A 23358-nucleotide genomic window follows, 5' to 3' on the forward strand; every position below is an offset into this window, starting at 1 on the left:
ATTGAGCGCAGCGGTGGGGAATCAGATTATTCGGCAAAGGCTATTACTTAAGTGGCGGTATATGACTTGAAAATATACCTGAAGGAATAATCGCGCCAGGGTAGGTAATCACCGTTGCGGCGACTTTTGCCCCAAAGCTTGCACTTTCAACGGCGGGCTTGCCTGACAAACGAGCTGCCATAAAGCCTGCATTAAAAGCATCTCCTGCAGCTGTCGTATCTACCACGGCGCTAACGTGTTCAACGGGCACAATACACTGCTCTTTTTGTGCAAGAATGTGAACACCAATCGCGCCGTTTTTCATAACAACCTCGGTAATATTCTTATCCTCAAGATAGGCGAAAATATCATCGGCACACGTGTGGCGGAACAACATCAAATGGTCATCTGCCCCAGGAAATGCTAAATCGGCTTCTTGGTACGCTTGAGTAGTCCAATATTGAGCGGTTTTTTCATCTTCCCACAGGCGAGGGCGATAGTTGGGATCAAAGGCTATTTTACAGCCTTGTGATTTTAGTTTTTTGATTAAACTAAATAGATTTTCACGCTGCGCATTGTCTAAGATTGCGATAGAGATCCCACTAAAATAGAACCAGTCGGCATTGATATTATCATCGGGCATGAGGTTTATGGTTTGTGTTGCGGCAGACTGAGCGCGCCAATACGCAAAAGTGCGTTCCCCCTGATTATCATTGCGAATCATATACAAACCCAAATTGCGCTCAGTAGAGCGAAATACAAGGTCGGTGTTAATCTCGTGCTCGCCCATCTTTAGTAGTAATTCGTTACTTAAAAAATCGGCACCGATGGCGGTTAAGTAACTTATCGATGACACGGGTAAACAACGCTTGAAATACACCGCTGTATTATAGGTATCACCGGCGAAACTTTTCGCCATGGTATCGCCGTGTTGAGTGCGAAGTTCAACCATGCACTCGCCAAATATAATTAGTCTTTTCATACTAAAGCCTCATAAAGCTCACAAATGCTATCAGTAGAATGTTTCATTACAGGTCTCCCAAAATCGGGTTTAACGTTTCATCAACACCTAGTGAAGAGCACTCACTTAGTGTTTTTACATGGGCTAATACATGGCTGCGAAATACCGAATTTGTACTGAGTTCAGCAAAAATTGCGGCTTCATTGAGTAAAGTATTAGTCACTGCAACGGGATCGAAGGCATGTTGAGAGGCCATGTCGATTAGTGCGGGCGCTTTTGGGTCGGTAATGGCGTCACCCGATTTAGCCTTGCGAGTAACAAACAAACACCATGCTGCAATAGGAACGCACAGCAAGTTAATATCTCGGTTGGCATGTAGATTGTCACGAATGGTGTCTAAAACCCGAAAAGGCAGCTTTTGTGAGCCATCCCACGCAATCTGGGAAAGCATGTGACGAATATGCTTGTTGTGATAGCGAGCGACGATGTCATCAGCATATTGATTTAGGGTTTCAATGTTATCGGTTTCAATCGACGGTATTATTTCTCTCTCTAAGAGCGCGCTAATTAGCGCCTGTATTGCAGGGGTGGAAATGGCGTCATAGACAGTTTCCTTGCCAAATAGCAGGCCTACATAAGCCAGTGCAGAATGGGTACCATTGAGTATCCGCAATTTTGCTTTTTCAAAGAACAAAACGTCTTTGGTAAAGGTAACACCTACTTCCCCCCAAGGTGGCCGAGGCCCTGAAAAATTGTCTTCGATAACCCATTGAGTGAACATTTCACGCTGTATAGGCCAATCATCTTGAATCCCTAGATTGGTACTGACGTTAGCTTTTACTTCATCATCAGTCGCTGGGGTAATGCTATCTACCATAGTACAAGGGAAAGCGATGCTGTCTTGAATCCACTGAGCCAACGCTGGTGAAAGGTGATAGGTAAAATCAATGACCGCTTTTGCTAGTTTCTTGCCATTATCGGTTACGTTATCACAGCTTATGATGGTAACGTCGGCATTGCCCGAATATTTCCGCGCTGTTAAGGCTTGAGCAATAAGGCCTACAGCACTAATAGGCAAGTCTGGGTTGGCAAGATCGTGTTGGATATCAGGGTTCTCAACATCGAGACAGCCGGTGTTATTTAAGCAATACCCTTTTTCGGTCACGGTTAAAGAGATTATCTTAGTGGCTGGCGAACATAAGGCCGCGGTAATGACATCTCTATCTTCACTTAGCGTTGAGAGGGTCTTTATTGCACCTATCACTCGTAAAGATGGCGTATCATCGACAACAGCGAGGGAATAAAGGTTATCTTGGGGGGCCAGCGCTTTTTTTAGCGTATCGCTTCGCATCGATACACCGTGAATGCGCCAATTTCCACCATAGGCCAATGCTAAATCAGTATAGTAGGCTTGATGTGCACGGTGAAAGGCGCCGGGGCCAATATGTACAATACCGCATTGTGAATTAAGCAAATCGTACTCTGGAACGGCAACATTACTGTTGAGCTGGTCGAGTGTTTTAATACTAAGTTGCTTTTCCATGCTTATCCTAACTTATACGCTTGTTTCGCGAAATCGTATGTGACCTTTTTAGCGATACTAGCGGCTTCCGTTTCGCTGATGCGGTGCTGAACAACTAACTCTGCTAAGAACCGACAATCTATACGGCGGGCAACGTCATGGCGGGCAGGAATAGACAAGAATGCACGAGTATCATCGTTGAAACCTACGGTGTTAAAAAAACCAGCTGTTTCAGTAACTTGGTGACGAAAACGTAACATACCTTCTGGGCTGTCGTGAAACCACCAAGCAGGCCCTAGTTTTAAACACGGATAATGGCCGGCCAGCGGCGCTAACTCACGGCTATAAGTGGTTTCGTCTAAGGTAAATAAAATAATATTTAAGCTAGGCTCATTTCCATACTTTGAGAGCAAAGGGCGAAGCGCGCGAACGAAATCCGTTTGCATGGGAATATCGTGACCTTTGTCACGACCAAACTGGTTAAACAGTGTAGCATTGTGATTTCTAAACGATCCTGGATGAATTTGCATAACCATGCCATCTTCAACGCTCATGCCTGCTAATTCCGTTAGCATTTGAGCTCTAAATAGCTCTTGTTCCTGGCTATTACTTTGTCCGGTGCGAACCTTATCGAACAGAGCAATACACTCGTTAGTGCTTAAATCTGCGGTATTAGCAGTTGGGTGACCATGATCGGTGGCTGTGGCGCCGTGGTCTCTAAATACAGCGCGTCGGGCTCGAATAGCGTTTAAGTAACCGTGCCAAGTTTGCGTGTCTTCGTTGGTCATCACTCCTAATTTTTCGATATTGGCGACGATGTCTTCCCGTGAAGCATCAACCACATCATCGGGTCTAAATGTGGTAATAACCCGCTTATCCCACCCCGTACCTTTTAGTGCTCCGTGATGAGGAAGCTGATCAAGCGCCCCTTCGGTGGTTGCGATGAGTTCTATGTTGAACCTGTCCATTAAGGCGCGTGGTTTGAAACTGACGTCTTGAAGTTTGGTGGTAATATGCTCGTAATATTCGCTGGCGTTATTGCTGCACAACATGTCGGTAAGCCCAAACACGTCATGAAAAACGGTATCTAGCCACATTCTTGATGGGGTAGCAGCAAACAAATAATAATTGTCTGCAAGGATTTGCCAAATTTTTCGCGGGTCAGACTCAGTTGCGCCGCCATCCCACCGAGGAACGCCTAATGATTCTAGTGAGATTCCCTGACTATACAACATCCTGAAAACATAATGGTCAGGGGTGATGAATAGCTCAGTGGCGTTAGTAAAATTTTTATTTTGTGCAAACCACCGCGGATCTGTGTGCCCATGGGGGCTGATAATTGGCAAATCTCGTATTTCTTGGTAAAGCGCACGGGCTACTTTTTTAGTGGCTGAGTCAGATGGGAATAGTCTGTCTTCATGTAATAAAATTGATTCCATAACAATCTCTTCTTAAAGCGTGACGCCACGTTTCCAAATAGCAATTTCATGGCTGCCATTTTTCTCGTTGCAGGTTAATTGACCCGATGCTACTGCAAGACATTGTTGGAGCAGCGCGTTGGCACACTTATCGATAGACATGCCTTCCAACACCTGACCGGCGTTAAAATCTATCCAATGTGGCTTCTTATTAGCGATATCTGAATTTGAGGATATCTTTATTGTGGGTACAGGGAAGCCGAGGGGAGTACCTCGACCTGTGGTGAATAAAACTATATGTGCGCCAGATGCGGCCAATGCAGTTGCACTGACTGCATCATTGCCTGGCGCTTGTAGTAAATTTAAACCGTTAACTGTTCTCGGTTGACCGTAATTGAGCACGGACTGTACCGTTGATTGTCCACCTTTTTGCACCGCGCCTAACGATTTCTCTTCTAACGTGGTTAGGCCCCCAGCTTTATTACCTGGCGATGGGTTTTCGTAAATAGGTTGATTGTGTGCAATAAAATACTGTTTAAATTCGTTAATTAAGGTTTCTATATCATCAAAAACAGCCTTGTTTTTGGCGCGGTTCATCAGGAGTTGCTCGGCGCCAAACATTTCTGGTGTCTCAGTAAGAATAACCGAGCCCCCTAATTGACAGGTTAAATCAGTGACTCGGCCCACCGTCGGGTTTGCAGTAATACCGCTAAATGCATCGCTACCGCCACACTTCATGCCTAGCACTAACTCATTTGCACCAATAGGCTCTCGTCTATCCTCGTTAAGGGTTTTCAATAGGGAATAAACAGCATCTACGCCAGCTTCAATCTCGTCTTCCACTTCCTGTGCATTGTAGAAACGTAGCCTCGAGTCGGGCTTATCAATTTCAGGTAACATTGATTTAAGCTGATTGTTTTCACACCCCAGTCCAATAACCAGAACCGCTCCGGCATTGGGATGCGAGGCGAGCGAGGCGAGTATCGTTCTTGTATCATCTAAATCGTCGCCTAACTGAGAACAGCCGAAAGGGTGGGTGAATGCTCTAAAGCCATCACATTCACCAAAGTAACGACGCTCACATTCTTGCGCAATGCGTTCGGCAGTTCGATTGACACAGCCCACCGTATTAATGATCCAAACTTCGTTGCGGATACCTACTTTACCGTTCTCTCTGCGATACCCCATAAAAGTGGGGATATGGGCAGGTTTCGCTAATGCTGCTCGTGTCGGTGTGTATTCGTATACTTCACTGCCATCAAGTTTTGTCTTTAGATTGTGGCTATGAACGTGCCCTCCCAATTTAATACTTTGCGTGGCAGCGCCAATTTGAAATCCATACTTAACAACTGGGGTATTCACCGCAATATTGTGAAGTGCCACTTTGTGGCCAGCAGGGATGTGCTCGGTGATGAAAAGTTGATGACTTTCAATGAAGGTACGTGCGGCTATATCCTGTGTTGCCACGGCAACATTATCACTGGCATGAACTTTCACTAATAAGGTTTGTAAACTCATCGCGTACCCTCAGATTTTGCGTTACTAGCACCAAAAACTTGGGCTAACGGACGGACTTAACAGATTGGTTGATTTTAACACTTTGTAATATACGTGCCACCGGTGGCATAGTAAAGCAAAACCAACTATTTATTAATTTAAGCGGCTAAAAATCACACTCTTTTTATAGAGTCACGAATAATAAGGTGGGGTTTTACTAAGTAGGTCTCAGTTTCGCTCACTTCAGTGCCTTCAATTTGAGCGATTATCTTTCGAGCTGCAAGCGCGGCCATATCGCCTACAGGCCTTTGTACTGTAGTTAATGCAGGAATTACTCGTGCTGCCAGCAAGTTGTCATCAAAGCCAGCAACCGACAATTCATCAGGAACAGTAATGCCCATTTCATGTGCGACCTTGAGTACACCAGCGGCCATTTCATCGTTGTTAGCGAAAATAGCTTTCACACGGGGAGATTGAATGAGTAGGGTTCTGGCGCACTCAATACCACTTTCGTAACTGTTTTTACCTTCGATAATGCGGTCGATGGGAACTTCAACGTGCAGGTCATTCAATGTTTCTAAAAAGCCTTCAAGTCGCTCTTTAGATGAGTAATAGCGCTGTGGACCGCTAATAATACCGATGTCTCTATGTCCTAAAGACACCATGTAGCGGGCTAAGTCTCGAAGGGCTGCCCGATCATCAGAGACAACAATGTTACTGTGATCATCTAAGTCCACCGAGGCCATCCGAACGTAATTTATCTGCTTTTCTCTGAGTGTTTCAGCTAACTCTTTAGCTTCAGATACCGGTGGCAGTATAATGACACCATCTATTCGAGAGCGACTAACGAATTGAATACAGTTACTGATAAAGTCGTCAGTGTTGTAGTTGCAAGGATGAACGACCAGCTCATACCCTTTTTCTGAACAAACGCTTAGTACCCCGCGCTGAACTTGATCGATATACAGTGCATCGGGGTTATCGTAAATAAGCCCAATAAGGAATGATCTACTAGCCGCAAGCCCTCGGGCTTGCTTGTCAGGTGAAAAGCCAGTTTCTTTTATTACTGCATCAATTCTCTCGCGCGTTGCTTTGCCCACATTAGATGCGCCGTTAATGACCCGAGATACCGTTCTTTTCGATACGCCAGCAAGGCGGGCTACATCATTAATAGTGGGGCGTTTGTTCATTATCGGTATGTTTCCGCAGTTTGAGTATTGAATTTACTGAACATTATTGAATGAATAGTACCATAAAATAAAGTCATTCCATTTGACACCAGTTCGTTGTCATATTTTAAAAGCCAAGTGCCCTAGGTAAGGCTTCACTAAACCAAGGAACGTAGGTGACTAACATCAATACAACGAACATGGCAAAGTAGAGGGGCAGTAACGGCTTGATAATATTTTCTAATTTTGTTTTCGCAATCGCACAGGTGATAAAAAGCACAGCGCCTACTGGCGGAGAACACAGCCCAATAGACAAGTTCAACACCAGCATTATACCGAACTGTAGCTCAGACATACCCAGTTGAACGGCAACGGGTAAAAATATGGGGGTAAAAATAAGCACGGCTGGGGTCATATCCAAAAAGGCACCCACGACAATAAGCAATAAGTTGATTAATAGTAAAATTAGAATGGGGTTGTCGCTAATTGCCAGCAATGCATTGCTCAAGGTTTGCGGAATATTTTCATACGACAGTAACCAACTCATTGCGGTAGATGCCGCAATCAATAACATAACAATCGCTGTGGTTTCTGCGGATTTCAATAAAATACTAGGCAGTGCTTTTACCTCGACTTCGCGATAAAAAACGACCGCAAGTAACAGGGCATAGACCACAGCAATCGCACCTGCCTCTGTGGCAGTAAAGATACCGCCCACAATTCCACCTATGACTAAAACAATGAGAAACAAAGAGGGCAGGGCAGCTCCCACTTTTTGTAATACAATTGATAAAGGTAGTCGGGCAGACAATGGATAACCTTTGGCTTTGGCGTAGCCAAAACACACCATCATTAATGCTAGGCCCACCATAATTCCCGGTACATAGCCTGCCATGAATAAAGCGGCAATCGACACACCACCACTGGCAATAGCATAAACAATAAGGATATTGCTAGGAGGGATCAGCATCCCTGTAGTTGAAGCGGCTGCGGTTACCGCAGCACTGAAGTTTGGTTCGTAACCTGCTTTTTTCATTTCAGGCAGCATAAAGCTGCCAATAGCAGATGTGGCTGCAACCGCAGAGCCTGATATAGCGCCAAATAGCATACAAGACACCACGTTAACCAATGCCAACCCGCCTGGTAAGGCGCCAATAAGGGCCATAGCGCATTCGATTAGCCGCTTCGCAATGCCACCTCGTCCCATAATTAGGCCTGATAATACGAAGAAAGGGATAGCCAAAAGAGCAAAGCTATTTAACCCTCCAGCCATTCGCTGTGCAATAGTAATGGTTGCTGGCGCCAAATCCATACTCATCAGCATCGCGATGAGCGTAGCTAGGCCTATACTAATAGAGATGGGGACATTCAATAGTAAGAGTACAAAGAAGGCTACCAAAAGTACTATGCCTGTTAATTCCATTCGTTAAGCTCCTTTTCAGGTGAATGCCATAGCGCAAAAATATTCACTATGCTGTAAATAACAATGAGTCCGCCTGAAAGGGGCAGTACCAGATAAATCAACCCCATCTTTATGCCTAACGCAGCAGAAATTTGATCTAGTTCTAGTGTTAACATCACTAATTCAGTTCCACCGTAGCCCATTACCAACGTACAAAATGTGATAACGCATACTTCAACTAGGGTTAACAGAACGCGCTTTACTAGGGGGGATTGACGCTCTACGAGTAAATTAAACCCAAGGTGAGCATGCTGGCGGTAGGCATAAGCTGCACCTAGTATGCCTATCCATATGAGAAAGAAACGTGAGAGTTCCTCTGTCACTGACGCCGGATCTTGTAAAATATATCGCGATATCACCTGCCAAATTACGGTGAGTAATATACTTGTCATCGCAACAATTAAGGTTCCAGCCAGTAACTTATCTAGCGTTTTAATAATCATTAACTTACATCGCTTTTATTTGCGTAATGAGCTTACCAATGTGGGTGCCGGTGAAACTATCGTGAAAGGGTTCGACTGCGTCTACGAATGGCTTCTTATCTGGGCGAATAACGGTTACACCTTCTGCTTCAACTTGTGCGAGTGACTCAGTGGTTGAGGTTGTCCAAAGCTGGCGCTGAAACTGAACTGAGTCTTGCATCGCTTTGGTTAACCATTCTTGTTGTTGTGTGCTTAAGCCTTCCCAAACGTGGAGTGAACACAGCATAACGTCGGGAACGCTGGTATGTTCATCCAAGCTGTAGTATCTGGCGATTTCGTAATGCCTAGAGAGGTGATAACTAGGCGGGTTATTCTCTGCACCATCTACTACGCCTTGTTGAAGTGCAGTATAAAGCTCTCCCCAAGAAACGGGTGTTGCTGCGCCGCCCAGAGCTCTTACTGTCGCCACAGCGGTAGGGCTATTGAGTACTCTAATTTTCATCCCTTTTAAATCGCTAGGTGTTCGAATAGGACGATCGTTGGTATAAAAACTTCGGCTTCCTGCATCGTAATATCCCAACCCTTTTAAACGAAAATCTTCAACGCCACTTAATAGATCACTACCAAGTTCACTGTTTAGCACTCGCCAAAAATGGTCATTGTTTTTGAAAATATACGGAATGCTGAAGATTTTCATGTCAGGTGAAAAGCCTTCAAGGGGGCTCGCCGATACCTTGGTCATCGACAAAGAACCAATTTGTAATAGCTCTATCATTTCCCTTTCAGTACCTAATTGGCTGCCGGGGTAAATGATGACTGTCATCTTACCGTCTGAATAGTATTCAAGGCGTTCACCCAAAAACTCCATGGCTTTATGCACCGAGTGCTGAGTGTCTAGGGTATGACCTAAACGCAGTACGGTGATTTCGCCGCTATTTTCGTGCTGAGAGCATGAAAATAGCGCAAATACGCTCATCACTAAGATCATAAACTTGCTAAAACACTGCATAATACTATCCATGCCATTTATTAACGTAAGGCTGAGGGAGGAAACTTATCCATGTCATCGTAGTCGAGATTTTCACCCGCCATACCCCATATGAACGCATAGCTTCCTGTACCTACGCCGCAGTGAATTGACCAGGGTGGCGATATAATGGCTTCTTCATTTGCAACGAACAAATGGCGTGTTTCATGGGGTTCACCCATAAAATGACATACACGATTTTCTTCGTTCATATCAAAATAGAAATATACTTCATTCCTTCTATCATGCTGATGTGCCGGCATTGTGTTCCAAACACTGCCATTGTGAAGGCGTGTAAGGCCCATTTGTAATTGACACGTGTCTACAACGGTATTAATCAGTAATTGCTTTATATCTCGTTCATTAGAAGTTTCTTGGCTGCCCAAATGCAGCACGTTGGCATCGTCCTTACCTACTTTTTTACAGGGGTAGGCATGGTGAGCAGGCGCTGAATTCATGTAATATTTAGCGGGGTTATTTGCATCGTCAGACGCAAAAGAAATCTGCTCATTTCCTTTACCAATATACAATGCTTCTTCGGGAGCAAGATGGTACTCAGCACCATTGACTGTGACCGTGCCTGCACCGCCAATGTTGATAATGCCAACTTCACGGCGGGCAGTGAAATAAGGCATTTTTAACTGGTCTTCAATAGTATCAAGGGTAAGTGCATCGGTGGTTGGTACTGCGCTCCCCAGCATGAATCGTTCATAATGGGTATAAATCCAAACCACTTCTCCCTTCGACATGAGTGAAGAGGCTAAAAAAGCATCTCGTAATTCTTCGGTGTTATAAGCGTTTGCTTCTTTTTTTCCTATAGCATAGCGAACATCAATTTCTGGATTCATCATCTTTTCCTTCATTTATCTTGCGAGAAAACCGCCATCCACTGCGAGGGTGTGGCCGCTTACGTAATTGCTTGCTGAGCTAGCTAGAAAAACAGCAGCCCCAGCTAAATCGTCAACTTCGCCCCATCTCCCTGCGGGAATTCGTGAGAGAATTTCTGCGCTGCGTTTAGCGTCGTCTTGGAGGGCTTGGGTGTTATCGGTTTTGATATAACCTGGTGCAATAGCGTTAACTTGAATATTTGAAGTACCCCATTCATTGGCAAGCGCTTTGGTTAAACCCGCGATAGCGTGTTTACTAGCGGTGTAGGCCGGAACTGTTACACCACCACTAAAGCTCAGCATAGAAGCAATATTGATGATTTTGCCACCGCCATGAGAAATCATATGCTTTCCAATGACTTGGCTCAGTAAAAATGAAGCGTCAAGGTTCACTTTCATCACTTTCTGCCACGCGTCTAAAGGAAACTCTGTCGCTGGAGCTCGAAATATGGTTCCGCCGTTATTGACCAATATATCGACTCGTTTACCATGTTCGATGGCTGACGTCGCTAAATTGGTTACTGCGTCGAGGTCGCTTAAATCAGCACTGATTGCCTGTGCACTACCACCTATTGCATCTATTTCGTGAAGGGTGTTTTCACATCCACCTTCTTTCGAACTTGAGCATATAACGTGGGCGCCAGCGCCAGCTAGCGATAAGGCCAGTGCCCGACCAATTCCTCGACTCGCTCCGGTAACGAGGGCAGTCTTCCCTTCTAAACTAAAGTTCACCATATTCATTACCTCTCATTCTCAGAAAATCTGATTTTATACTCTAACCAAATTGACACATTAAGTTAACAATTTATAAAATAATTGCCACCGGTGGCATTTGTCAATATATTGTTTAAGAAATATTGTATTGTTAACCAGCCATAGGAGATGGAATTATGAGATTTATTATGGGCTTAGCATTAATTTTACCAATAATATTAACGGCGTGCTCTAAAGACAAAAACAGTAATATACCGAGTGTGATGGTTAAAAACCCAGCAGAAGGAGGGGGCGTCACTCAAGAGGTTTCAATACCATTGGAAGAAAAGTACCGTGGTTGGTTATTAAAAGAGGTGGCATCGGAATGGCGTGAGAACGCCAATGGTGAGGCTACATTGTACGCGTACATCGAGATGAACCCCGGTGAGGAAAAAGCATTCTCTTTGGTTCAAACCAAAGAGGCGGTAACCGATTCCGCCCACGCTGAGCTATCAGTGCGCTCAGGGGGGCAATGGGAAGGCGCGGTGTATACTGCAGATGGTTTTGCATTTCAGCCTGTAGAATCCTTTACTGCACCTTCACAGCTAACCGATCACTCATATTTTTTAAAGTATGAAGGGCCCGGTTGGGAGAACGACCAGATAGGCTATCGGCTTTACCTAGACTGGCGAAATGCTATCGACGTTTTTGCAAAAACGAAGGATGAAGTGGTATTGCCGCATGTAGGTAATGACGGTTATGACGCTTACCATAAACTTGCAGATTGGGGCGGCGATGCGTTGAAAGTAGGGAAGTCATTAGGGCTGGGTGCATTAGGAAGAAAAGTTGAACAGGGGGTTATGCACTTTCAACATGTAGATAATACCCATTGGGTATTAACTGAGAACACCCATTTAACGGCGGCTTTCGATGTTAGCTACAGTAATTGGCGTACACGTGAAGACTCAGAGGACGGGGTTGATGTGGTAACCCGTTATAAGATTAATACTGGGGATGCATCAACCCGTATAACGGTTAATACGTCATCTCCCACATCAAATATAGTTACAGGATTAGTAGCACATGACGGTATGACGAAGATCGCATTTGAAGAGGGCGAATGGGGCGTTATTGCTACATGGGGCGAGCAGAGTGTGTTAAGTGACAATGACTTGCTTGGCATCGCTGTGTTTTATCAACTACATGAGGTTAGTGGTGTAGCTAAAGGTGAGTTCGATCATTTGATCACTTTTAAACCCACTACCACGTTCGAGTATGAAATAATGGCGTACTGGCCGGCAAGAGAAGGGGATGAAAACCCCAAGGCTAGTTTTGAAACTTTACTGCGTCAAAAGGTTCGCGCCTTAAATCATGGTCTACAGGTGATGTAATTCGAAATTGCTGGTGATTTTACAATCGCCAGCAATTTGTACGTTATGCGGTGGCCATTTTAGTATAGTCTTCCTAAACTGTGGCATGACCCACATGAAATGACATTTTTATTCTTACCTATAAAGCGGGTAAAATTTCAAATTGAATAGGTTTATAGCGAAAGTTATTCGATTCGCCCGCAGAGCATGCAGTAAGACCTACAATCATGTCCATTTTTGCTTCAAAAATAGTGTAATCACCGGCTTTACTCGTAGGCGGTAGCACGGCAATTTTCCCCTCGGGGCTCACATCCACGTTCATAAAGGTATTGAATGTAGTGCCAATATGATGTGCAGGAATGTCGAACTCAGCGAATGCGGCCACTAAGTTCCCATGGCATCCAGGTACCGGTGTTTCACTGGGATAAAAGTGTTTGAAGGTATCCACACTGCAAGGGGTTAAAAGAAAATCGTGTTCTTCCACCGTATCTTCAATAATGTCAAACATCACCTGACTTTCATTGGAATAAAGCTTACATCCTGATTTAAAGTGGGTGCTTTCATTATAGTCTAGCGAACGGCCTGACGACATGAACTCATTTTTATCGTGGGCATTAAAAGCATATAAATCGGCAACTTGTTCGCCTTCAGGATCAATAACCTTAAGTCGTTCCCCTTTATTTATGGTGAATGCCGTGCCGCTTCTTGGTTGAATGGTTTGTCGCATTGCTGCCCCTTTATTTTCTTTATTTGAATCAATGTAGATTAGATTAGTTTTGACTCGCGTGGAAAGGACATTGCCAACGTTTAGGTTGCTGCTTTCCACTGTACTGATATGCTTCTGATTGCTCACCATGATTTTGCAATAAGGTATTTTTTGAGCCACAGAAGGCTTCGTCTTGCTGACGAATGTGGTCCCTTAAATCTTCAAATTTTCCTTGCTCGCGAAGTAGCTCGAATTGCTCATGCAGATTAAACACTAGCGCGGGGCGCTCAAAGCGTCTGCTTTTTCGCTTCGCACCTGGGTGGAGGCCAATGATAAAAAACGCTTTACCGCCCAGACTAAAACTAAAATTAGGGCTATGCGGATTTTCGTCTACTTGGTTATCCCAGTCGTGCATGCAGGTATCGATGTCATGAAGTTGCTGAAGCTTGCGCCACATCAATTTATCAAAAGCAACCTCGCTTAAAATCTCTGGTTGTTCAAACGTGAGTACCAAAGAAGAATACATGTCTTTTTCTAGCTCAAAGCGATGAATGAAGTCGTAGATGTCCGTCAAGATGTCGGTGTCACTCATGTCGCATCGAAAATTATCGTACTGCTTTACAGTAATCTTACCCTTGTTTAGAGCGGTTTTGGCTCCTACACAGGGATAATCAGCTTGATTGATGAAAGCTGATACTTTTTGCGCTAGGTCAGGTTTTAATATAGACATAGTCACTCCTTGAACAGTCTTACCACGATTTTTAAGCAGTTTGCTTTATCAGCGGGATATCATGCGCTTGCGATGAAACTTCTTTTTCAGGTGACGGCTTTTCGCGCTTCGGCAATTGCAGTACATGAATACCGGCAGTTTCAAAATCTTTATTGATATAACCGGCTTCTGCGTAAGCATTTAGCACATCGATACATGGGTTAACACCCCACTTGGCGTGGTAACGCTCAGCGTTTCTGACAAAATCTAGAAGGTGGTTAATAGAGCAACGGTAATTGGGTCGCTCTGGCGCAAAAGTCTGCATTTCGATTTGATTTAAAGAAAAGCCCAATGAACGGCAATTGGTAAAAAAGTCTTCGTCATTTAGTCCGAAGCCGTCGTAACCTTCATCGAAACCGCCGGTTTTCTTAAAATCTGTCTTGCTAATAAAAAACACTGTAGAACAAATGCTATCGTCACTAAACTTTCCATGATCATCTTCCTGTTGTCTTGACGGAATTTCGTTATTGTCTTCGTCTGGTAATGCTTGGCTTTTAATGTGGCATAATGTGTCGTGGGGAAAGGTCCATTGCGACTCTGGAACGAATGTTACTTTGGTATATACCACTGAGCCTGGGCACCATGCATTCATTCCCTTCGCAATGAAGTTTTTATCCACCACGGCATCGACATTTATGTAAGCTAAAAGATTACTTTTAGCTTCTTGTAAGCCACGATTGCGTGCTCTAGCAATGGGTAACGCCCCGTTAGCCACAAACTTATGTACGATATTAAACTTCTCACTTTTCGCTAATGAAAGCGTTGAAGGAGAACACATCCAAACAATGACAAGTTCATCGGGTAGTGGGTTACACGACTCAAGCTGTTCAATGAGTCTGCAGAGTTTTTCTGTACGACTTTTTACTATCGTGACAACACTGACTGGTGAATGCATGTGAACCTCCTAATTTCCTTTTGGTGATTATTTGATAACTTAACTTCAGTGGCTGTTACCAAACGCCGCACTAACTGTCTTAGCTGTTATGCTTATTTTGTATGTAAGCTAGCAATTATTAGACCTTAGTCTAATATATTGAATAGTTTAGAGATTATTTCTTTTCATGGAAGTGGCCAATGCTCACGCCTGCAAAGAATTCACTCAGTGTGAATCTATTTCATAGTGACAAAAAGGGGCCTGGCGGCACATTTGGGAAAGGGGGAGTTATTCACTTAGAAAGGGTGGTGGCTGAATTTATCACATTGGCTTTAGAAGTTTGAGTGGGTTCTATACTTACCCTAGACGTTCTAAATTCTACCTCTTCATTTGGTATTGCTTGCAAATACTCAATGGGCTTATTTCGAACACATACCGATTTTGTGTTAAAAACTTGGCAAGTGCCTGTGTAACGCTGCGCATTGGCCACAAGATAGCTGCATTTATCGCCTTTTGTTTTTGCTATACAGGCTTGGGACGCCTCGTTGTGAATATGACCGCTATGAGCCAAAACTGTCGTCGAGCATGCCATTGCTAGTAAGGTTACCGATGAGAATAAAGGTACTGTACCGGCTAGTGACTTGCCTAATTTTACACGTATAGACGTCATTAATTTACCTCTATACTGCCTTGGGCACCTTGATAGCAGCCTATAAACATATTTTCGGCGGCACTCGCTGCATGGTAATGGTAGCCTCTTGTATCGTCCTCATGGCCTCTACATTCATCAAGATCATAGTCTTCTTCGCCATTGGCGTTCAACATGCCGTAGATGCCGTAGCCATCAAGGGCATATCCCATGAGATTGGCATGATCATCAAGACTGGTTACCACTTCGCTGCACCCAAGTGAAGCATGATAATGATACCCCTCGGCGGGGTTCACATGGCCACCACAATCATCAAAGGCGGCAATGGTATTAGCAGCCAATATCTGAGTGACGGGGGCGGGGCCAGCTATCACTACCCCATTTAAAGAAACGCCCAAGTCAGCTCCTAAAGATTCGGGGTTTGTTAAAGGTACTGGCGTGACTGGAATTAAAATGGATTGTTGCATACCACCGTCATAGTAGCTAATTGAGCACTCTACACAGTGATTTTGATATTCTTCGGCTACGTTGGGACGGGCTGCAGCTTCACAGGCTACCTGAGTATCTGTAACGAAAATTTCGCCAGTATCTTCATCGTATAATTCCCAGTCATCGCCATAAAGTGTCTTTACATCAACAAAGAATTGTCCCTCTAGGTTGTACACTTCGCCATTTCCATCGAACCATATTCCGCCTTGGGTTGCATCGTCAGTAATAGTAGACGGGCAGAACGGCCCTATGTCTGCATTTGCTGGTGCGCCGTTGATAACAACCTTGTAGCAATCGGTAGAGGTTCCATCGGTAAGTGTACAATACGTAGTCGTAATAGTTTCGGCCAAACCCGCAGCTAGAAAGTAGTCAGGGTTTGCGCCAACAATACTATTGCTTGAGTCGCTATCGCTATCTGAGTCAGTAGACGTATCACTATCCTGTGTCGTGGAAACATTGTCGGAATTATCGCTATCAGAGCATGCTGATGTGCCTAGCAGCACGAGCATGAGCAGTGCGTAGAATGACGTCTTCATAGGTAGCCTCAGAACTGTGTTTTAGGTTCGAATGCTTATCGAAATACAAAATCAAAGACTATCGCTAAAATGTGCAGAATAAGTGCAAGTTCAAAGGGGCTTTAAAGAAGATGTGTCACAGCCTACATGACTTTGTAGCCAATGCCGTATACCGCATGAATAGGACTCATGTGCTCAGCTGTGGCTAACTTGTGGCGTAAGTTTTTCATATGACTGTCGATGGTACGGTTGCTTACCACTCTGCCGTCGTCGTAGCCTAGCTCCATTAGCTGGTCTCGAGAGTAGACCACGCCAGGTTTTGTCATCATGGTTTTCAATAATCGAAATTCTACCGGTGTAAGCTCAATAATGTTGCCATCCACGGCACATTCAAATCGAGACATATCCAACTCGATATGGCGAAAAGTGAGCTTTTCTGATGACGACTCGGTTTGGTTTTGTTGCGTGGCTCGCCGCAATACCGCTTGTATCCGTGCTACGACTTCACGGGCTGAAAAAGGTTTGCAAACATAGTCGTCAGCACCTGCTTCTAAACCAATAAGTCGGTCTATTTCATCGACACGGGCGGTCAACATGATAATGGGCACCATAGAAAAACTACGCAACGATTTGCAAATGGTGAGTCCGTCCACTCCGGGTAACATTCTATCTAAAATAATGGCTGCCGGTACTTGCTTTTTTACCGTATCAACCACATGTGTGCCTTCATTCAATACGGTAGATGTGAATCCTTCCAAAGCAAGAAATTCAACTAAAATTTGCGCAATTTTATCTTCATCTTCAACAATGAGTACATGTTTGTGCGGTGTCATTAGTTATTATCCGTAGTGAAATGTTTGGGCAGTTCTGCCGTAATTTTAACGCCGCCGAGCGACGAAACTGACGCGCTAATTTTGCCACCATGGGCCTCAATAATTTGTTTACTAATTGACAGACCAAGGCCAGCACCTTGTGTTCGACGTCTACGTGAGGCATCTTCTCTAAACAAAGGTTCAAATAATGCCGCCGCATTTTCTTTCGCGATGCTTGGCGCTGAATCTTGGACAATAATAACGATAAAGGAAGGTTGTTCTGAAACCACTACCTCCACGGTACCTGGTGCATCGGTATACTCACATGCGTTAACTAACAAGTTGAGCATAAGCTGTTTCAAGCGCTGGTGGTCGGCATTAATGGTGATGTTGGGTGGGCAGGAACAAGTGAAGGTAAGTCCTTTTGTATCAAAAATATGCGCAAGGCTTTCGCTTTGTTGCACGATTACTTGGCTCAAATCCACTGACGAGAAATGATAAGAAAGCCCGCCAATATCAGACAGTGATAATTGGTATAAATCTTCAACCAATAAAGACAAGCGTGTGACCTCTTGGTCAAACGAGGCCAGTTGTTTCTGATCAAGTGGTCGAATTCCTGCTTTTATCAATTCAATTTCGCCCGATAAAATGGTGAGAGGCGTACGGAGTTCGTGAGAGATATCAGCTAGCCATTGGCTTTTAGTATTTTTGTGCGCTTCAAGGGTATTTCCCAATGTATTTATGTGCCGCATCAGCTCGCCAAATTCATCAGGACGGTTTTCTGGCAAGTTGGTTTTATACTGATGGGCGGTTAGGCCTTTAACGCTTTGTAATATTGCCTTAAAAGGGCTTAGCATGCGCGGCGTAACGCCTAATGCCAGTATAAGCGAGGCAATAAGCGACAGTAGGCCTATAAGGATAATGGCTTGCAGCTGTTGTTCAGAAAAAGCGCGAGCCACATCAGAATCAGGTGTCTTAGGCGGGTAACTGGTAAGCCGACCTATGGTCTGGCCGTTAAAGTCGAGTTTTACGTTCACTTCATTTCGTTCGTTTTCGTCTGCATACGAACTTTGCCCTGATATAATGTTTCCATAAGCATCAATAAGTAGTGTGGGCGGACCGACAGATACATCTTCAATTTGATGTCTAGGGGGAGGGAAGCCACCAGGTCGAGGTCGCATTCCAGGGCGTCGATGGGGCATGCCAGTAGGCGCTACACTCTCTATTTGAATGTTATCCCAACTGTTATTATTGCTGCTGTATTCTGCAATAAGTACGCGACTCAAACTCCTCAGACGCTCTCGCTCCTGATTTTGAATAAATTCATTAAAGCCTTGCTCGAAGCTCCAACGTGCGAGTGCTAGCGAAAGCGACAAAGATACACAGGTAAAGCCAACAAGAATAACAAGCAGTTTATGGGATAGTTTCATTATGTTGAGTATATCTATGCTAATGCCTTGCTAGCAATTGTTTCTGCTTTAATTCCGTTACTTCTACATGCTTCTTACACAGAATCTGCACATTTGACGCGTATGCTGAATGTGAGTTAATTAATCTTCTTAGGAAATTCATGAAATTGTTAAAGCTTGTATTCGTTGCCACGCTTATCACAGGAAGTTTAAGTGCATTCGCCCAACAGGGGCGTCCAAATGGTCCACCACCCGAAGCTATTGAAGCATGTGAAGATAAATCTGAGGGAGATAAAATCTCTTTTGAAACCCGTCGTGGTGAGAGTGTGGAAGGTACCTGCGAATTAATTGAGGATCAATTAGTAGCGGTTCCTGAAAACCATCGCGAACAGCGTTAATTCCTCACTCTATTATTTTTATACCCGTCTAAAAATGTAAGCTGGCAGTGTGAATATACACCGCCAGTTTTTGCTTTATTATTACAGAACGCTCTAACAAAAAAATACCAAATATGTCATACTCCTCAATTATTAAGCTTAGTATTTACAGTGCGCTTTTTTATCCGTTTTTTCACCGCGCATTAGCTTAAAGCATCTTATTGGAGGCCGTGTATGCAATACAGTGACGAGCGCCTTAACGAGCTAGTAAACGCCAGAAATTCAGAGGTTCCCGATGTATTTAGCATCCAATGTGATGGCATTGAACTTTATGTTCACGTTAGCCCTTACGTATGGATCCGCCCTTGGGAAGGACGTAACCACACCGCTTTTTCTGTGGGGTTAGCGCCTGGGTGTCCAAATGCATGTCGGCTGTTTGGTAAAATTGATGTGCCTTATTTGCATATTTCGCTAGAGACCCTTAAGCAGGCTGCGGTCAAGCGCGTGACTGAAGCAGGAATATCGTTTTTAACGAAACGAGGAGCGGGGGTGAAAAGCTTTGCCATTCACCCAAGAGGCGGTTTGACATCAGTAGATGAAAGCCGTGCTTACCAAGATGCTTATGTAAATGGCTACCGCTATGTAGTGCATGTTTATCAGCTACGGAGTGGGGGACTTGGAAAGCGCTTTGCTGAATGGTTCTTTTTTGGGGAGCCAGAGCCGGCTGTAATCTTAGCAAAATTACGTCGTCAGCAAGATAACCTTGCAGACTCAATGCACTTTGAAATATGTCAATTGTCGACGGAACTTCCTAAGTCAGCGTAAATCGTAATTAGTATAATAAACTATGGTTCACTTGTGAGCGTAATTAGATATTTATAAAGTGAGTAAAAATCAAGTGGAGAGAGTTGTGAACTCTGAATCGGTAGTTGAACTTCGCAACTATGATAAAAGCCAGTTAAAACAGGTTAGTGTTATTTCTGGTATTTCGCCCAATGCCATGCGAAGGGTATTTGGTGGATGGATATTGTTTGCTGCGTTAGTAGGAATAATTGTGTCTGTTGCGCCGGATTTAGACAGTCAGTTTATTGGTTTAACCTTGTTTGTTTTAGTTGCCTTCACTGTGGTTATGTTCTGGCAAAGCCGAATCTCTGAAGGGTGGCCGGCCATTATTTGTGATGATGAATATATTGGTGTGGTTAGAGATCCCGTGCTGCGTGAATATGTGTGCGTCAAAAAAAGCATTATCACCGATGCGCAACCGTCGCTGATCAAACCCAATAAAAAAGCGGTTGAAATGAGTTTAGATACCAGCGCACTTAGCGAAACTGACACCGCTATTTTGAAACAAGCGGTGTGGCCGCGGGAAGATAAGCTTATTGGGCTCGCTCACTTTAAACGTCGTGAAGAGGCGTGTGAAAGCGTAATGTGGTGTGTCAATCATAATACGAAAGCGGTGAGGTCAGCTCCCGCACATCATGTGCCCACCTAGTCGTGTATTTGCCTAGTGCTTTTCAATATTAAGCCGCTTTATAGCGGCTTTTTACTTTCTGTGATCAGGCTTTTGGCTTCAATTTCAATCGCGTTAGTAGCGGGTAGTGATCTGAGCCAATATCAGGCAGCTTTCTAATATCTTCCAGCATAAAGTGACTTGAATGAAACACGTGATCCAGTGGCCATTTAATCAGCGGGTAATGGGCGTGAAACGTATTGAAAAATGCGCGACCAATTCTTGGGTCCAGCATACCGCTTATTTTTTTGAATTTTCGGGTAGTAGGCGACCATGCCACATCGTTCAAGTCTCCAGCAACAATAATAGGCCCGTGCTTTTTAGCTATTTCATCGCCTACCATAGTGAGTTCTACGTCTCTGGGCTTAGCCGATTTGTTTTCTGTGGGGCTAGGTGGCTTCGGATGTAAAAAGTAAAGTATCACATCTTGTCCCTTCATATCGATGGTGACAAGCATGGAGGGCACATCATCTTCAACTAAGTAGTTCAGCTTGGCGGTTTTCAGTGGGTATTTACTGTAAAGGTGCATGCCATATAAGTTTTCCAACGGGCAATGCTGCTGGTGAGGGTGAGTTTCGTTTAACGCAGACAAAGCGATTTCCCAGCGTTTATTAGATTCAAGGGTAACGACAAAGTCTGGATTGGTGTCACGTACATGCTTCAGTAGCTTGTCGTAATCTTCATTAGGCATAAAGACATTGCTCGACAAAATACTGATACTCTCACCGGCATCTTGAGAAGATGCTTTAACCACTTCCTTTTTGTAAAAGAGCGTATAAGGCAAGATCCAAATAGCCTGGTAAATAGCGCAGGCTATTAATCCGATATAAAGCACGGCGGTAATAAGTGTGTTAAATCCAGAAAGCTCAGATGGATACATAACGCCTCGAGCAATTATTACCATCACCATCAAGCCTAGCAATTGAAGCCGTGGAAATTCCCATACCCTCACGAGCCAATGTTTCGATGGTAGTGATGGCGCTAAAGTGACAGCAATAAGAAATATCGCCATGGTGTTCAGTAAAATATTCATTGTCGTTCCTGACTAATTTGTTTTTCGCGTTATTGACTTGCCCACAAACCCTTAAAACAAGACAAGCATAGCTATTGCTCGATTAATAATATGTATATTGGTTAATGAATATTCAATTTTCGTTCCGGTTAGGCAAGATGTAGGTAAAAAATGCTCATAGACCGAAAAGTTTGCAGGAATGTTGGTAAGTGTTTTTCGAACAAAATTCATATAAATCTATATTAATCAGTTGCTTGCTATGTTGGCTCGGGTTTCGCATTACCTACTACGAGTTTCAACAAAGGAGAACTGTTATGAAACGTACATTACTTTCTATACTTGTAGCGACCTCGATGACAACTGCAGCATTTGCTGGTGACATGGAGACAGATAACAAATGGGAAAAAGGCGCTAAGGATGCGTGGATAGACGGCAAAGCCGAAGCAACGTTACTATTCAACGGCAACCTTGATTCATTCGATATCAATACAGATGTAAACAACGGAAACGTTGTTCTAACAGGTAAAGTAGATCATTCAGTTGATAAGAAATTAGCGGAAGAGCTAGTATCAAATATCGACGGTGTTATGTCAGTAGATAACCAGCTTTCTGTTATTGAAGAGAAAGACATGGACGAAATGGCAAGCAACATGTCAGATGACGCTGAGTCAGAATACGATGAGCAAACAGGTACACTTACTGATGCCAAAATTGCTACCGTAATTAAAACCCGTCTGCTGATGGATAGCGACATCTCTGGTTTTGATATCGATGTAGATGTTGAAGCTGGCAACGTTACGCTAACAGGTAACGTAGATTCAGATGCCGAGCGTCAGCTAGCTGTCGAAATAGCGAAAAACGCGTCAGATGTGAAAAATGTTGAAGATAATTTGCAGGTCATTACTGAAACAGCAATGAAAAACTAAGCCGTTATCGGTAAAGTGAAAGGGGCCAATTGGCCCCTTTTTTACGTCTAGTAAATGCTATATTTTTACAATAACACTCTGTATTGAGTGAAGAAGTGAATTTAACGTCTTTTTTGAATATCCCGTTTTTTCGCGGCAATATGTAGTATTTTCCCATCTACTTTACAACTTTTGTCTTACAACCTTTGTCGGGTTTTCTTCCTATCCGTTGCTGCGTATACTCCTCGCCGTAATTAGGTGGCAGTAAGAAGTTTGGAACACAATGTGCAATACAACTTGTAATTGATTTTTTTAAATTACAACGTGCAGTAGTCATTTAGAACCATCGCGTTCTTACATGGATAATCGCAAGTTAGATGTAAAAGGAAGTGAATGATGAAAGTATTAAATTGGTTAGTTTCAGGTGTCTTAATTTCTCTGCTGGTTGTGCTTGCAGGTGTGTTAACGAATAACATGGCTTATGTAGGTAAAGCTAACGCTGATGATTCAAACAAATCCCATCACGCCTCTATTGTAAAAATAGAGCGCATACTTGCTCAAACCGAGTTCGATGTATCTCAAAAGCGTGATTTATTACGTAAAACTCGTATCGAGTTTTATCTTGCAGAGGCGAAGCAGGCAGACCTACGAAATTGGACATTTAAGCGTGATGACTTAATTGGCCGCGCAAAGAATATTTTAGTTCACCATCAAACACAGTATGCTGTCGCGACTAGTGAGTTTGCGAGCATCTAAGCTCGCCAACTCTGTGCCGTTCATTTTTCTATTTTTTAACGGTTCAAGGTTTGTGCCCTTAATTTTATCCTTATTCTAAACCCTATCCTCACTACTATTATTTAATAGGCAAAAGTTACCCATAAGGTCGGAGTCTTGAGGCCTTCATAAAGCGCTAACGGTGTTCAC

At 43.8% G+C, this 23358-nt stretch carries 24 protein-coding genes; 6 read left to right on the forward strand and 18 right to left on the reverse strand.

Translation table 11 applies throughout. The features are described from left to right. Positions 1-43 precede the first annotated feature (43 nt). The 10 genes from JKP82_RS08765 to kduD all read right to left on the reverse strand — a co-directional run bounded on the left by JKP82_RS08765 (position 44) and on the right by kduD (position 11079). On the reverse strand, positions 44-961 hold the full coding sequence (locus tag JKP82_RS08765; protein WP_159531661.1) for a sugar kinase: 918 nt from the start codon (positions 959-961) through the stop codon (positions 44-46). 46 nt (positions 962-1007) lie between these two features. After that, positions 1008-2483: a mannitol dehydrogenase family protein gene (locus JKP82_RS08770; protein ID WP_218396697.1), complete on the reverse strand. Its 1476-nt coding sequence runs from the start codon at positions 2481-2483 to the stop codon at positions 1008-1010. Between the two features lie 2 nt (positions 2484-2485). After that, on the reverse strand, positions 2486-3901 hold the full coding sequence (uxaC, locus tag JKP82_RS08775) for a glucuronate isomerase (RefSeq protein ID WP_159531657.1): 1416 nt from the start codon (positions 3899-3901) through the stop codon (positions 2486-2488). Positions 3902-3913: 12 nt separating this feature from the next. Beyond that, positions 3914-5398 (reverse strand): UxaA family hydrolase, encoded by a 1485-nt coding sequence (locus tag JKP82_RS08780; protein WP_159531655.1) that lies wholly within the window; start codon positions 5396-5398, stop codon positions 3914-3916. A gap of 152 nt (positions 5399-5550) precedes the next feature. Next, positions 5551-6567, reverse strand: coding sequence for a LacI family DNA-binding transcriptional regulator (locus tag JKP82_RS08785; RefSeq protein WP_159531653.1), 1017 nt, complete (start codon positions 6565-6567; stop codon positions 5551-5553). 106 nt (positions 6568-6673) lie between these two features. Beyond that, positions 6674-7969, reverse strand: coding sequence for a TRAP transporter large permease (locus tag JKP82_RS08790; RefSeq protein ID WP_218396699.1), 1296 nt, complete (start codon positions 7967-7969; stop codon positions 6674-6676). Then, a complete protein-coding gene (locus tag JKP82_RS08795) occupies positions 7960-8451 on the reverse strand; it encodes a TRAP transporter small permease (protein WP_159531649.1) in 492 nt (163 codons plus the stop codon). Before JKP82_RS08795 ends, JKP82_RS08790 begins: the two co-directional genes overlap by 10 nt. Before the next feature lie 4 nt (positions 8452-8455). Further along, positions 8456-9439, reverse strand: coding sequence for a TRAP transporter substrate-binding protein (locus JKP82_RS08800; RefSeq protein WP_159531647.1), 984 nt, complete (start codon positions 9437-9439; stop codon positions 8456-8458). 20 nt (positions 9440-9459) lie between these two features. Next, on the reverse strand, positions 9460-10305 hold the full coding sequence (gene kduI / locus JKP82_RS08805; RefSeq protein WP_159531645.1) for a 5-dehydro-4-deoxy-D-glucuronate isomerase: 846 nt from the start codon (positions 10303-10305) through the stop codon (positions 9460-9462). 15 nt (positions 10306-10320) lie between these two features. Next, on the reverse strand, positions 10321-11079 hold the full coding sequence (gene kduD / locus JKP82_RS08810; RefSeq protein ID WP_159531643.1) for a 2-dehydro-3-deoxy-D-gluconate 5-dehydrogenase KduD: 759 nt from the start codon (positions 11077-11079) through the stop codon (positions 10321-10323). Between the two features lie 155 nt (positions 11080-11234). Here kduD and JKP82_RS08815 point away from each other — a divergent pair, with 155 nt between their 5' ends. Next, positions 11235-12428: a DUF4861 family protein gene (locus JKP82_RS08815; protein ID WP_218396701.1), complete on the forward strand. Its 1194-nt coding sequence runs from the start codon at positions 11235-11237 to the stop codon at positions 12426-12428. 118 nt (positions 12429-12546) lie between these two features. Here JKP82_RS08815 and JKP82_RS08820 read toward each other — a convergent pair whose 3' ends face one another. From JKP82_RS08820 to JKP82_RS08850, 7 genes are all read right to left on the reverse strand, one after another. Next, positions 12547-13134: a DUF1989 domain-containing protein gene (locus JKP82_RS08820; RefSeq protein ID WP_218396703.1), complete on the reverse strand. Its 588-nt coding sequence runs from the start codon at positions 13132-13134 to the stop codon at positions 12547-12549. A 43-nt stretch (positions 13135-13177) separates the two neighbouring features. Then, positions 13178-13843, reverse strand: coding sequence for a guanitoxin biosynthesis heme-dependent pre-guanitoxin N-hydroxylase GntA (gntA, locus tag JKP82_RS08825; protein ID WP_159531637.1), 666 nt, complete (start codon positions 13841-13843; stop codon positions 13178-13180). A 31-nt stretch (positions 13844-13874) separates the two neighbouring features. Beyond that, entirely contained in the window at positions 13875-14777 is a 903-nt protein-coding gene (locus JKP82_RS08830; RefSeq protein WP_218396705.1) for a glycosyltransferase family 2 protein, read from the reverse strand. Positions 14778-15048: 271 nt separating this feature from the next. Then, positions 15049-15426 carry a hypothetical protein gene (locus tag JKP82_RS08835; protein ID WP_159531633.1) on the reverse strand — a complete coding sequence of 126 codons (378 nt, stop codon included), beginning with the start codon at positions 15424-15426 and terminating at the stop codon, positions 15049-15051. Next, positions 15426-16430, reverse strand: a complete 1005-nt coding sequence (locus JKP82_RS08840; RefSeq protein ID WP_218396707.1) for a YHYH protein — start codon at positions 16428-16430, stop codon at positions 15426-15428. The genes JKP82_RS08835 and JKP82_RS08840 overlap by 1 nt, the downstream gene beginning before the upstream one ends. Before the next feature lie 122 nt (positions 16431-16552). Further along, on the reverse strand, positions 16553-17242 hold the full coding sequence (locus JKP82_RS08845) for a response regulator (RefSeq protein ID WP_218396709.1): 690 nt from the start codon (positions 17240-17242) through the stop codon (positions 16553-16555). Continuing rightward, positions 17242-18651 carry an ATP-binding protein gene (locus JKP82_RS08850; protein ID WP_218396711.1) on the reverse strand — a complete coding sequence of 470 codons (1410 nt, stop codon included), beginning with the start codon at positions 18649-18651 and terminating at the stop codon, positions 17242-17244. The genes JKP82_RS08845 and JKP82_RS08850 overlap by 1 nt, the downstream gene beginning before the upstream one ends. A 140-nt stretch (positions 18652-18791) precedes the next feature. On the opposite strand from JKP82_RS08850, the gene JKP82_RS08855 reads away from it, so the two are divergent. From JKP82_RS08855 to JKP82_RS08865, 3 genes are all read left to right on the forward strand, one after another. Continuing rightward, the gene (locus JKP82_RS08855) at positions 18792-19028 is read left to right on the forward strand and encodes a hypothetical protein (protein ID WP_159531627.1); all 237 of its coding nucleotides are present in this window, start codon (positions 18792-18794) and stop codon (positions 19026-19028) included. 213 nt (positions 19029-19241) lie between these two features. Continuing rightward, the gene (locus tag JKP82_RS08860; RefSeq protein WP_218396713.1) at positions 19242-19832 is read left to right on the forward strand and encodes a hypothetical protein; all 591 of its coding nucleotides are present in this window, start codon (positions 19242-19244) and stop codon (positions 19830-19832) included. An 85-nt stretch (positions 19833-19917) separates the two neighbouring features. After that, positions 19918-20499: a hypothetical protein gene (locus JKP82_RS08865; protein ID WP_159531623.1), complete on the forward strand. Its 582-nt coding sequence runs from the start codon at positions 19918-19920 to the stop codon at positions 20497-20499. A 64-nt stretch (positions 20500-20563) separates the two neighbouring features. Here JKP82_RS08865 and JKP82_RS08870 read toward each other — a convergent pair whose 3' ends face one another. Continuing rightward, on the reverse strand, positions 20564-21550 hold the full coding sequence (locus JKP82_RS08870) for an endonuclease/exonuclease/phosphatase family protein (RefSeq protein ID WP_159531621.1): 987 nt from the start codon (positions 21548-21550) through the stop codon (positions 20564-20566). 293 nt (positions 21551-21843) lie between these two features. Here JKP82_RS08870 and JKP82_RS08875 point away from each other — a divergent pair, with 293 nt between their 5' ends. After that, positions 21844-22455 carry a BON domain-containing protein gene (locus tag JKP82_RS08875; protein ID WP_159531619.1) on the forward strand — a complete coding sequence of 204 codons (612 nt, stop codon included), beginning with the start codon at positions 21844-21846 and terminating at the stop codon, positions 22453-22455. 372 nt (positions 22456-22827) lie between these two features. Further along, entirely contained in the window at positions 22828-23190 is a 363-nt protein-coding gene (locus JKP82_RS08880) for a hypothetical protein (RefSeq protein ID WP_232370639.1), read from the forward strand. The last annotated feature ends 168 nt before the right edge of the window (positions 23191-23358 follow it).

The sequence above is a fragment of the Alteromonas lipotrueae genome (assembly GCF_019249215.1).
Classification (GTDB): domain Bacteria; phylum Pseudomonadota; class Gammaproteobacteria; order Enterobacterales; family Alteromonadaceae; genus Alteromonas; species Alteromonas lipotrueae.

What these genes read in the sequence shown, in the direction of transcription:
- JKP82_RS08845 (WP_218396709.1), bottom strand. Translation starts at nt 17,242, where the DNA reads ATGACACCGCACAAACATGTACTCATTGTTGAAGATGAAGATAAAATT.
- JKP82_RS08840 (WP_218396707.1), bottom strand. Translation starts at nt 16,430, where the DNA reads ATGAAGACGTCATTCTACGCACTGCTCATGCTCGTGCTGCTAGGCACA.
- JKP82_RS08850 (WP_218396711.1), bottom strand. Translation starts at nt 18,651, where the DNA reads ATGAAACTATCCCATAAACTGCTTGTTATTCTTGTTGGCTTTACCTGT.
- JKP82_RS08875 (WP_159531619.1), top strand. Translation starts at nt 21,844, where the DNA reads ATGAAACGTACATTACTTTCTATACTTGTAGCGACCTCGATGACAACT.
- kduI (WP_159531645.1), bottom strand. Translation starts at nt 10,305, where the DNA reads ATGAATCCAGAAATTGATGTTCGCTATGCTATAGGAAAAAAAGAAGCA.
- JKP82_RS08800 (WP_159531647.1), bottom strand. Translation starts at nt 9,439, where the DNA reads ATGCAGTGTTTTAGCAAGTTTATGATCTTAGTGATGAGCGTATTTGCG.
- JKP82_RS08770 (WP_218396697.1), bottom strand. Translation starts at nt 2,483, where the DNA reads ATGGAAAAGCAACTTAGTATTAAAACACTCGACCAGCTCAACAGTAAT.
- JKP82_RS08790 (WP_218396699.1), bottom strand. Translation starts at nt 7,969, where the DNA reads ATGGAATTAACAGGCATAGTACTTTTGGTAGCCTTCTTTGTACTCTTA.
- kduD (WP_159531643.1), bottom strand. Translation starts at nt 11,079, where the DNA reads ATGGTGAACTTTAGTTTAGAAGGGAAGACTGCCCTCGTTACCGGAGCG.
- JKP82_RS08785 (WP_159531653.1), bottom strand. Translation starts at nt 6,567, where the DNA reads ATGAACAAACGCCCCACTATTAATGATGTAGCCCGCCTTGCTGGCGTA.
- JKP82_RS08880 (WP_232370639.1), top strand. Translation starts at nt 22,828, where the DNA reads ATGATGAAAGTATTAAATTGGTTAGTTTCAGGTGTCTTAATTTCTCTG.
- JKP82_RS08870 (WP_159531621.1), bottom strand. Translation starts at nt 21,550, where the DNA reads ATGAATATTTTACTGAACACCATGGCGATATTTCTTATTGCTGTCACT.
- JKP82_RS08765 (WP_159531661.1), bottom strand. Translation starts at nt 961, where the DNA reads ATGAAAAGACTAATTATATTTGGCGAGTGCATGGTTGAACTTCGCACT.
- JKP82_RS08830 (WP_218396705.1), bottom strand. Translation starts at nt 14,777, where the DNA reads ATGCATTCACCAGTCAGTGTTGTCACGATAGTAAAAAGTCGTACAGAA.
- JKP82_RS08795 (WP_159531649.1), bottom strand. Translation starts at nt 8,451, where the DNA reads ATGATTATTAAAACGCTAGATAAGTTACTGGCTGGAACCTTAATTGTT.
- uxaC (WP_159531657.1), bottom strand. Translation starts at nt 3,901, where the DNA reads ATGGAATCAATTTTATTACATGAAGACAGACTATTCCCATCTGACTCA.
- JKP82_RS08815 (WP_218396701.1), top strand. Translation starts at nt 11,235, where the DNA reads ATGAGATTTATTATGGGCTTAGCATTAATTTTACCAATAATATTAACG.
- gntA (WP_159531637.1), bottom strand. Translation starts at nt 13,843, where the DNA reads ATGTCTATATTAAAACCTGACCTAGCGCAAAAAGTATCAGCTTTCATC.
- JKP82_RS08855 (WP_159531627.1), top strand. Translation starts at nt 18,792, where the DNA reads ATGAAATTGTTAAAGCTTGTATTCGTTGCCACGCTTATCACAGGAAGT.
- JKP82_RS08820 (WP_218396703.1), bottom strand. Translation starts at nt 13,134, where the DNA reads ATGCGACAAACCATTCAACCAAGAAGCGGCACGGCATTCACCATAAAT.
- JKP82_RS08860 (WP_218396713.1), top strand. Translation starts at nt 19,242, where the DNA reads ATGCAATACAGTGACGAGCGCCTTAACGAGCTAGTAAACGCCAGAAAT.
- JKP82_RS08780 (WP_159531655.1), bottom strand. Translation starts at nt 5,398, where the DNA reads ATGAGTTTACAAACCTTATTAGTGAAAGTTCATGCCAGTGATAATGTT.
- JKP82_RS08835 (WP_159531633.1), bottom strand. Translation starts at nt 15,426, where the DNA reads ATGACGTCTATACGTGTAAAATTAGGCAAGTCACTAGCCGGTACAGTA.